The sequence below is a fragment of the Streptomyces sp. NPDC001292 genome, from assembly GCF_042896465.1.
Lineage (GTDB): Bacteria > Actinomycetota > Actinomycetes > Streptomycetales > Streptomycetaceae > Streptomyces.
Map to the genome: position 1 here is coordinate 115,204 of NZ_JBIAXG010000027.1, position 9,654 is coordinate 124,857.

Below are 9,654 nucleotides of genomic sequence, written 5' to 3' on the forward strand. Positions count from 1 at the left end.
CGGCAGGAGTCGGGGCGGCATCGGGGCCGAGGCGGTGGCGGAAGCCCGGACGCGCGGCGGCGAGATCCTTCGCCCGGTTCCGTTCCTCGTTGAGCGCGGTGGTCTCGTACGGGCGGGCCGCCTGCAGCAGCGTGTTGAGTCGGGAGGCAGGCCACGAGGGTGGAGTCGACGCGGGCCGCGTAATCACCGAGCGGCGCGCGGTGCGCGCCGCATAGTGACCGGCTGGTTGGCAAGACCCCTGACCCGGCCATTCCTCTCACTCTCCGTTGACGGATCGTCGCGCTCCGGCTGAGCATTGCGTGTCCATGCCAGCAACGGAGATTGAGGTATCACGTGTTCGGCATACGTCGCAGACGTTCGTTCGCCGCGGGCATCGCCGCCGCGGCAGCACTCCTCCTCTTACCCCCTGCCGCCCAGGCCGCGGAGACCGACGCCCCAAGGAAGGCCGCGCCCACCACGGCCGTCGAGCACGCCGTTCCGGCTGGCACGGCGGCGCGGACCGCGGAGTACTGGACCCCCGAGCGGATGGCGAAGGCCGTCCCCGCCGACCCTGTCGGGCGCACCACCGGACTCGCCGGTTCTCCCCAGGCGCCACAGAAGCCGACCGGGCCCGCGACGACCGGGTCCGATCCCGTGGCGGGCGCCGCGACGGGCGCCGGTGGCATCAAGGTGGCGGTCACCGCGACCCAGGTCGTGGGCAAGGTCTTCTACACCGGATCGAACGGCGTCGACTACGTCTGCTCCGGCTCGGCCGTCAACAGCACCAACAAGAATATGGTGTTCACCGCAGGCCACTGCGTCCACGGCGGCCCCGGCAAGTCGTGGTCCTCGAACTGGCAGTTCGTGCCGTACTACGACCACGGCAGCCGCCCGTACGGCACCTGGTGGGCTGAGACCCTCGTCGCCTTCAACGGCTGGACCAACAGCGGGAACTTCGGGTACGACCTGGGCATCGTCATCACCTCCCCGAGCTCCGGCGGTGAGCTGGTCAACGCCGTTGGCGGCCTGGGCATCCAGTGGAACTACCCCAAGGACCGCTACATGACGGCCATGGGCTACCCGCAGGATCCGCCCTTCGACGGGCAGTGGCAGTACTACTGTGCCGCCACCACCTCACAGCGCAGCATCTTCACCACCGACCAGATCAAGATGCCGTGCAACATGACCGGCGGATCGAGCGGCGGTCCCTGGATCTACGGCAAGGACGACGGTGTCTACTACAGCGGCTGGGTCAACGGCGTGAACAGCAACGTCAACGACAAGAACAACCCGACCGAGATGCGGTCGCCGTACTTCGCGACGTGGGTCGGCGACGCGTTCAACAAGTACTCTACGTACTGACGTTGGTGGTGGCCGACGCCAGTTCTGGAAGGCGGAACACCTCATGACGCGCTACGCACACGGCACGCTCGGTGTCGTCACCGCGGTGCTGCTGTGCGCGCTCGCCGGGTGCGCGGGCGGCGGCGGTGCGCCGGGCACCCCCGGTGACAGCACCGGCCCGGAGAGGCCCTGCCCGTCCTCCACTTCCGGCTCCGCGCCCATCGGCAGCCCGACCGCCACGGAACCGGGTACCGGTTCCCCGGGGGACAGTCAGGCCCACTCCGTGGATCCGCACCGGAACTGCGTCATCGAAAGCGGTGTTCCGGACATGCCGGTGGATCCCTGAGTCAGGGGAGCGCCACGGGAGCACGGGAGAGCCACGAGTGGAGAGGCCGAGCCCACGGGGCCGGCCTCTCCGCCTCGGCTCGGCATCCACCCCACGGACCCGAGGACATAGAATGCCTGGATGCCTGAGCCGATACGGATGAGCCGATGACCGCCGCCCGATGTGCGAAGGCGGTGTGGGCATATGCAGAACCTTGTATGTTGCCGTGGACTGGGTGCCCGAGCGACTTGTCACGCTGTGAGCCGTCCACCTATGTTCGATCACTATGCTCGCTTCCCCGATGATCAGCGTCATAGTCGCCACGCACGACCTTCAGGGACAGCTGGAGGTCTGCCTGAATTCGATACTGAACCAGTCCTTCCGGGACGTGGAGGTTGTCGCGGTCTTGGACCAGTCCGCTGAATGCCCTGCGGACTTGGTGGATGACTATGCTCGGCGCGATGGGCGGGTCTCGGTCGTGCAGCTGAGGGGCGTCGTCGGCATCGGCCGGATACGCAACGCGGGGGCGGAGCGAGCTGCCGGTGACTACCTGCTGTTCCTGGACAGCGATCACATCATCGGGGGCGAAACGCTTCAGGCGATGGCCGATCAGCTGCAATCGGCAGACGAGCCGGATGTTCTTCTCTTCGGGCACACTCGCCTCCATCGCGGCCGCTCATGGCCCGGTGCCGCCGCCAGCCTGCTTGCCCGGCAGGGACGTGAGCCCTTCGCCTTGATCGACCAGCCCGAGTTGTTCGGTGCTCCCGCCTACTCCTGGGACCGTTTGGTCCGCCGCGACTTGTGGATCCGGCAGGAACTCGCGTTCCCTGACGGTCTCCACGAGGAGGTCACAGTCGTCCACCGCGCCATGCTCGCCGCCGATCGGGTCGGCGTCCTGAAATGGAACTGCGTCCAGATCCGCCGTCGGCACACTCAACACCCCGCAGGCTCACCGGACGGCACCCACTTCGACGTCTTCGGCCGGTACGAAGAGAGCTTCGACTTGCTCGAGGAGCGCGACGCCCTGGACGTTGTGGCTCCCTTTCTCTTCACTCGTATGATTCGTCACTACCTCTTCCTTCTCAATCTCGAGGGATGTCTCTCCCGCTCCGAGCGCCCGCAGTTCTTCGAACGCGCCAGCGAGCACTACCGGCGGTTCCTCCCCGACGGCTACGAGCACCCCGAAGGTCGGGAGGGTGTCAAGTTCCAACTCGTGGCAAGCGGGAGATACAGTGCGCTGGAGGCCGCCAGTCTCCCTCACCGCGCGCGGAGTTTCGTCTCCCGGGGCGCTGCCGTCCGTGGACGGTAGCTCCAGGCTGGGTGACCTCGACCGTTACTGCCGCCGACACAGCGGCGCCGCGTGTACCGCACCCTGCACCGCCGGGACTGCTGCCCACGTCATGGCGGATGGTGAGCGGCGGTTCTTCGAGTCCGCTGGCTGGCCGGGACCCGCTTCAGGCGGGTGGTCAGCGGGGTCCCTGGTGCAAGCGGTGGCTCCGACTTTGTCGGCGGCGACGCCCTGTGTCAGAGTGGATCCCACCCCAACTTCCCATGCAGTCACGGTCTTTCACGCTATGAAGGGAGGGGCAAGGCGGGACCCGCCACCACCGAGGAGAATGACAACCACCTGTTGCTACGCCCTCCAGGACAAGGTTTGGGTCCACGGCCCGGGCCAGGAGCCGCGGGAGGTGTACATCGTCAAGGCGAACGCCGACACCATGGCCGTGAAGAAGGGCAGTACCTGCCGCTCCGGTCCGGCGTCCGCGGCCGGCCGCTGACCCGCCCATGCCCCATCTGCACATCGGCGAGACCGCGACCGGAACGGGGGACCGATCGCGGCCCCGCGCCGCAGCTTGAACGCCCGACTGCCGGTCCGCGCCACAACCCGGTGCGCGTTCGTGCTGCCGAGTTCAGTCGAGCTCGTCGACGATGCCGAGTACCAGCGCCAGGCGTCGCTTGGGTACCGAGCCGAACTTCCGGCGGACGTTCATGACGTAGTTGCGCGCGGTGCCGACTGTGATGCCCAGATGGTCGGCGATCTCCACCGCGGTGAGCCCCTGGGCCGCGAGCAGTGCGACGTCGCGCTCACGGGGGGTGAGCCCGGCGTTCACATGGTGGCGCTGGTTTTCCGGTACATGCAGCAGGCCGCGGTGCAGTGAGCGGTTACGGGCGAGCGCAGCGAGTGATCTGTCGGCTCCCGCCGTGGTGAGGAGCTCGGCGGCGCGGTCGCGGGCGCGGGCCCGTTCGGCCGGAGAGGGTGCCACCTTCGCGGCTGCGTGGTAGGCGCGGCCTGCGGTGATCGGCTCGCCCATCTCGGCGAGGGCGTCCGCGCCCTCGATTAGAGATGCCCAGCCCCGCTTGCCCGCGAGGTGTCCCTCGACGATTGAACGAATCGCGGCGGCGCGCGGATACGGCGACCAGAGCCGGGACATGGCGGCGGCCTCGTCCCGCGCCGCGTCGGGTGCGATCTCGCTCAGCGCGAGCAGGGCGTCCTCCCAGCCGAAGTGGTGCTCGGCCTCGCGCGCCTTCTGCAGGATCCGGGGCAGCCCGCGCGCCGGGCGCGGCTCGCGGCGCGCATGGCGTGTGTACGCGAGGGTCGCCGCCGCGCTCGCCCCGCACGGGGGCGAGGTCGCGTACGCGACCGTGACGACCGCCTCGAGGTCGTCGTGCTGGAGGCGGCGGGCCGTCTCGAATGTCACCGCGGCGGCGACGGCCGCGCCGAGTTCCCGTATGCCCGGTGCGGCGCCTGCCATCGCGACGGCGGCCTGCTCTCTCGCGGCGTCCAGGTGTCCCGTACGGTGCCGTACGAGCGCCTCGATCGCGGCGAACTTGTTGACCCAGGGGCCCCGGCCCACCACCCGCCCGCGGGCGACGGCCTCCAGGGCGGTCGGGTAGTCGCCGACGTACGCGGAGGTCAGCGCCCAGTTCAGATAGTTCAGCGCGGCGATCTCCCCAGTGACCGCGTCGAGGTCGGCTGGCAGCAGTGAGACGGCCTGTTGCCAGCGCTTGGGTGCGCGTTTGCGTCCCTGGTAGGTCTCGACGGCGGCCAGCATCCCGGCGACGAGGGCGATGATCCATGGTTCGCCGGACTGCTGAGCCAGGGTCAGGCCCCGGCGGGCGAGCTGCCGCCGGTAGGAGGGGCTGAGGCCGGCGTCGGAGGGGAAGGACATCCGGCTCAGGGCGAGGGCCTGTCCTCCGATGTCTCCTGCCGCGGTGAACTCGAAGAGGGCCCGGGTGCCGTACTCGGTTATCGCCTTTCCCCAGGCGGCGCGTGCCTGTGCGAGGAGCACGGCACCGCGTGCGCGGGGGGTGTGGCATGCGGCGGCCAGGTCGTCGAGGAGCGTCCAGGGGGCGGGGCCGGGTGCTCCCCAGCGGGTGAGCATGGAGACCATCTCGGCCAGGGCGATCCGGTCGTCGTCGGCGAGCGGAGGCAGCGACACTAGGGACCAGTGCAGCGCTTCGAAACCGAGGTCGGCCCGGCCGCGGAGCGCGGCCAATTCGGCGTGCCGTACGTGTTCCTGGACGGCGGCCGACACGTTCTCGGCGAAGGACGCATGGGGCTGGCCCGGAAGGAGCGGGGGCCGGGCACCGGACACGTTGTCGCTCATGGTGCGAGCAAGAATAGGTGCAGTTCTTGGATTGGCCAGGGGGCGGAGCCGAAGCTTTCATTTCCGTCGACGGAACCGCGGCCGTCGCCTCTCTTCCAGCCGAGGACTGCCTATGAACGCATCCCGCAAGTTGGTCGTGTCCGCGCTCACCGCCGCGCTGATGGCGACACCGACGGTCGTCGGCGCCGCGACCGATGACCAGCCGTCCGGCCCGGCGCTGGCCGTCGCCGGTGACATCCCGCGCGAGTCCACCGACGTACGGCGCGACCTGCCGGCCCTGCCACCCACCGAAGAGCAGCTCGCGGCCGTGGCGGCGCTGCTGAGATCCACCCCAGGAGATACATCGCCGGAAATCACCTGGAACGCCATCTACGGCACGCCGCGGACCGTGCGTGCGCCCGGCGGATATCTCACCGGCCCTCAGTCCGGCGAGGCGCTCGCGATCGCGAGGGGCTGGCTGCAGGAACACCGCGCGGCGTTCGGCCTGTCGGCCGCGGACGTCGAGGCGCTTGCGGTGCGGCGCAACCACGAACTTCCCGGCATCGGCGCCCGGGTGGTGAGTTTCACGCAGACGTTCGACGGCGTCGAGGCCGCGTACGGCGGCGTGATGACGGTGACCGTGGCCAAGGACGGCCGGGTGCTGTCCTACGCCGGCGACCCGGTACGGAGTGGCGGCATGCTCGCCGGGTTCGACAAGTCCCCGGCCGACGCACTCACCGCCGTCGTGTCGTCACTGTCCCCTACATCCAACTTCGTCCCTAAGCCGACGGGTGAGACCCAGGCCGGCTACCAGGTGTTCGCGGCCGGGCCGGCGACGAGCACGGCACCCACGTCGCCGGCACTGTGGCCGCCGTCGCCAACAACGGCACCGGTGTCGCCGGAGTCGCGCCGAACGCCAAGATCATGCCGGTCAAGGTGCTCGAGGACGGCAGCGGCACCTTCGAGGACATCGCCGCCGGCATACGGTGGTCGGTGGACCACGGCGCCGACGTGATCAACATGAGCCTCGGCGGGCTCGCGGGAACGCAGGTCATCACCCTCACCGGCCTGGAGTCGTCGGTGACCGAAGCGATCAAGTATGCCAACGCCCAGGGCACCTCGGTCATCGTCGCCGCCGGGAACTCGGCCACCGCGGTCTGCAACACCCCGGCGTGGGAGCCCGGCGCCATCTGTGTGGCTTCGACCGACCGCAACGAGCTGAAGAGCTGGTTCTCCGAACTGCCGAACAAGCCCGACCTGAAGGCCGTCGCCGCTCCAGGGGGCGCGGGACTGACCTCGTGCAAGGACGACATCGTGTCCACCGTGCCGGTCGGCACCGGATCCGCGTCCTGCGGCCAGAAGGACTACGACTACTACGCTGGCACGTCCATGGCCACGCCGCACGTGGCGGGTGTCGCCGCCCTGCTCTTCGCACAGGGCCGGACGCTGGCCAACGTCGAGGACGCACTGCTCGACACGGCCCGCCAGCCGGGCACCGGCATGACGGGCGTCTACTCGCCGGCCTACGGCTGGGGCATCGCGGACGCTGCTGCCGCCGTGAAGTACGCGGGCGCGGCCGCCGGCACGGGCCGTAAGAGCGGTACGGAGAAGCGCTGAACCGGATCGCTCTCCATCGAGTGCGTGGGGCGGCCACCCGGGTATCCCGGGTGGCCGCCTCGCCTTCCACGGGCTCCCAGCGCTCGGTACGGCCCGGGCAGCCCTCCGATCCTGCCCTGACTGACGAGTGCGAGGCCCTGGTACGCCCGACACAGCATCGCCAGATCGAGCTCATCCGGCGAGCGGCCGGAGCGACCGCTTCCGCGCAGCGGCTCGGGGCGCTCCTGGCCGCGCTCCTGCGGACCATGGCGGACCACAAACTGAAAACCTGCATCACCTTCCACCACCGGACGGTGGAGGCGCAGGCGTACGCCGAGGGCCTGGAGCGCGTCACCGGGAAGCTGCACGCGGACCAGCCCGAGAAGTACCCGAAGCGGATCTGGGCGGACTGGCTGTGCGGCGAGCACGTCCCCGAGCATCGGCGGCAGGTCCTCGGCGGCTTCGGCACCACCGCGCGGCGGACGGTCCTCTCGAGGTCTTGTCGTGGTAACCCAGCGCCTTCGCGATGGACGGGTGCCGGGGCTTGGAGGACGAGCTGGCGGATCGCGCCGATCCTCCCCGCGCATCTCGCACGCGCGCCGGCCGTCCGGACGACGTGACACACTGGCGGCTCAGGCAGCGGTGAACGGGGGATGATCCGGTTGGGTCTGGAGATCGAGAGCCGGCCGTCGGAGCTCCCGTACATCGAGCGGGTATGGCGCAGCCGCAGCGACGAAGTGGGCCGGATGACGTCGATCGCGACATCGCACTGGGAGCTCGTCTTCTGGGAGCACCACGGTCAGGTCCAGGCGGCCGTACTGGGCCCAGAACCCAAGGCATGCCTGGCCCCCGTCCCCAAGAACGCCACGTTCTTCGGCATCAGCTTTGCCCTCGGCACCTCGATGCCGCACATACCGATCAGTCGGCTCGTGGGTAGTAGCGCGGAGATACCCGACGTGACGCGGCGCTCCGTCTGGCTGAAGGGCTCCGCTTGGCACCCGCCCGATTACGACAACGCGGAGGCGTTCGTACGGCGCATGGTGCGTGAGGGCATCGTGGACTGCGACCCGATCGTGCCCGCTGTGCTCGACGGCGCTACCCCCGATGTCTCCGAACGCACCCTCCAGCGCCGCTTTGTCGCGGCGACGGGCCTCACCCGGGGCGCCATCCGGCAGATCCACCGCGCCCGCGAGGCGGCGGTACTGATCCAGGAGGGTGCGCCGGCCCAGGACGTCGTGCACCGGCTGGGCTACTTCGACCAGCCGCATCTGGCGCGGTCCTTGACCCGGTACATCGGCCGGACCGCCACTCGGCTGAGCGCTCCGGACAGGGCGGAGCCCCTGTCGCTTCTGTACAAGACCTCGGCCTCGATGCCCGCATAGTTTTCCTGGCGTAGCCGGCGGGGTTGGCTTGTCCTGGTCACCGGGCCGTCCCGGCTGGGACCGGGCAGACGATCCCGAACTCATGACGGAGGAATCATGCGCAAGGTCGTTTCGGGTCTGTTCGTCTCGCTCGACGGTGTCGCCCAGTCGCCGAACGAGTGGCAGTTCGCTTTCGACGAGGAGATGGGCGCGGCGCTGGGGGAGACGCTCGAGACGGCCGACATGATTCTGCTGGGCCGGGTGACCTTCACCGAGTGGGCCGGGTACTGGCCGACGGTGACTAGCGGCGAGGACGCCGGTTTCGCCAAGTGGATCAACGATTCGCCCAAGTACGTCGTCTCCTCCACGCTGGACAGTGTCGAGGACTGGGCGAACAGCACGCTCGTCAACGGCGATTTGGCGGCCGCAATCGAGGAGCTCAAGGCGGGCGAGGGCAAGGACATCACCGTCGCGGGCAGCCCAACGCTGGTGCGTTCGCTGCTGGAGCAGGACCTGCTGGACGAACTGGTATTGCTGATCCACCCGGTAGTGGCTGGCGAGGGCCGCAAGAAGCTGTTCGCCGACGACGCCGCCCTGAAGAAGTTGGAGCTGGTGAGCGCCCAGCCGACCAGCAGCGGAGTGATCATCGCGACCTACCGTCCGACGCGCTGAGCGCTGCTCGGCGCGGGCTTGATCCAGGGTTGGACCGGTCACGCACCACGCGAACCAGCCTCCGCCGAGGTCGACCCCAGCGCCACCGACACCGTGATCGCGCACCCCGTCTACGCACCGCCGGCTGCGATCTTTGTGGAGCGTGGCGTCGTGGCTGACCGGGCGGCCGCCGGGGCGTCCCTTCTTCTTGCGGTGGGCGGCCTGGTCGGCCTTTTCCGGGATCACCGCCTTGATGTTGCGGCCGGGTCCTGGGGCGGCCGACCGGACCGCGAACCTTGCTCCAGCGCTTGCGTGGCGGTGTGGCACGCCTGATCAAGCTTGCCCTGGTCCAACTGCGTACGAGCAAGCCAGAACGCGTGAAACGCGCGGCCGCGCTGGTTGGTGTGGTCCTCCCGCCGCAGAGCATCCGCGATCAATGGTTCGGCAGTCGCGGCTTCGCCCAGTCGGCCGTGGGCGATGCCCGTGTCCACGATGAGCTTCGGCTCGTCGAGGTAGGCCACCCATGACGGGTCCGGGTCTCTCGCGTGGATCTGCTCGAAATGGCGGTGTGCTTCCCCGATAGCCCGGTGCGTGGAATCCCGGTTGCCGAGGGTGGCATGAGCGAAGGCTTCGCGTATGGACAGCATAGACAGGACGCGTGGGGTGGTGCCGAGGGCTGAGCGGGCCTGGTCCTGGGACTGTGACGCCTGGTCAGTCCCTGATCTCGCAGATGACGGCGCCGGAGGTGACGGAGGCGCCGACGTCGGCCGACAGGCCCTTGACGGTGCCGCTCCGGTGGGCGTTGAGGGGCTGC

The 9,654-nt window shown here is 69.4% G+C and carries 8 protein-coding genes and 3 pseudogenes; 9 read left to right on the forward strand and 2 right to left on the reverse strand.

Features of this window, described 5'->3' with window-relative positions:
- The first annotated feature begins 333 nt into the window (after positions 1-333).
- The 4 genes and pseudogenes from ACFY4A_RS26185 to ACFY4A_RS26200 all read left to right on the forward strand — a co-directional run.
- Complete coding sequence (locus tag ACFY4A_RS26185) at positions 334-1,341, forward strand: trypsin-like serine peptidase (protein WP_390831777.1); 1,008 nt, start codon at positions 334-336, stop codon at positions 1,339-1,341.
- Positions 1,342-1,384: 43 nt separating this feature from the next.
- Complete coding sequence (locus ACFY4A_RS26190; protein ID WP_390831778.1) at positions 1,385-1,666, forward strand: hypothetical protein; 282 nt, start codon at positions 1,385-1,387, stop codon at positions 1,664-1,666.
- Between the two features lie 280 nt (positions 1,667-1,946).
- On the forward strand, positions 1,947-2,954 hold the full coding sequence (locus ACFY4A_RS26195) for a glycosyltransferase family 2 protein (RefSeq protein ID WP_390831779.1): 1,008 nt from the start codon (positions 1,947-1,949) through the stop codon (positions 2,952-2,954).
- A gap of 279 nt (positions 2,955-3,233) precedes the next feature.
- Positions 3,234-3,423 (forward strand): annotated as a pseudogene (locus ACFY4A_RS26200) (glyoxalase/bleomycin resistance/dioxygenase family protein); the annotation flags it as partial.
- 132 nt (positions 3,424-3,555) lie between these two features.
- Here the strand turns inward: ACFY4A_RS26200 and ACFY4A_RS26205 are convergent.
- Positions 3,556-5,253: a LuxR C-terminal-related transcriptional regulator gene (locus ACFY4A_RS26205; RefSeq protein ID WP_390831780.1), complete on the reverse strand. Its 1,698-nt coding sequence runs from the start codon at positions 5,251-5,253 to the stop codon at positions 3,556-3,558.
- 160 nt (positions 5,254-5,413) lie between these two features.
- Between ACFY4A_RS26205 and ACFY4A_RS26210 the strand changes: the two are divergent.
- From ACFY4A_RS26210 to ACFY4A_RS26230, 5 genes and pseudogenes are all read left to right on the forward strand, one after another.
- Positions 5,414-5,899: pseudogene (locus tag ACFY4A_RS26210) on the forward strand (hypothetical protein); the annotation flags it as partial.
- Between the two features lie 197 nt (positions 5,900-6,096).
- Complete coding sequence (locus ACFY4A_RS26215; protein WP_390831781.1) at positions 6,097-6,849, forward strand: S8 family serine peptidase; 753 nt, start codon at positions 6,097-6,099, stop codon at positions 6,847-6,849.
- Between the two features lie 50 nt (positions 6,850-6,899).
- Positions 6,900-7,448 (forward strand): hypothetical protein, encoded by a 549-nt coding sequence (locus ACFY4A_RS26220; RefSeq protein WP_390831782.1) that lies wholly within the window; start codon positions 6,900-6,902, stop codon positions 7,446-7,448.
- Between the two features lie 33 nt (positions 7,449-7,481).
- Positions 7,482-8,210: a helix-turn-helix domain-containing protein gene (locus ACFY4A_RS26225; protein WP_390831783.1), complete on the forward strand. Its 729-nt coding sequence runs from the start codon at positions 7,482-7,484 to the stop codon at positions 8,208-8,210.
- 96 nt (positions 8,211-8,306) lie between these two features.
- Positions 8,307-8,861: a dihydrofolate reductase family protein gene (locus tag ACFY4A_RS26230; protein WP_390831784.1), complete on the forward strand. Its 555-nt coding sequence runs from the start codon at positions 8,307-8,309 to the stop codon at positions 8,859-8,861.
- 269 nt (positions 8,862-9,130) lie between these two features.
- Here the strand turns inward: ACFY4A_RS26230 and ACFY4A_RS26235 are convergent.
- Positions 9,131-9,538, reverse strand: a pseudogene (locus tag ACFY4A_RS26235) (hypothetical protein); the annotation flags it as partial.
- Positions 9,539-9,654: the final 116 nt, after the last annotated feature.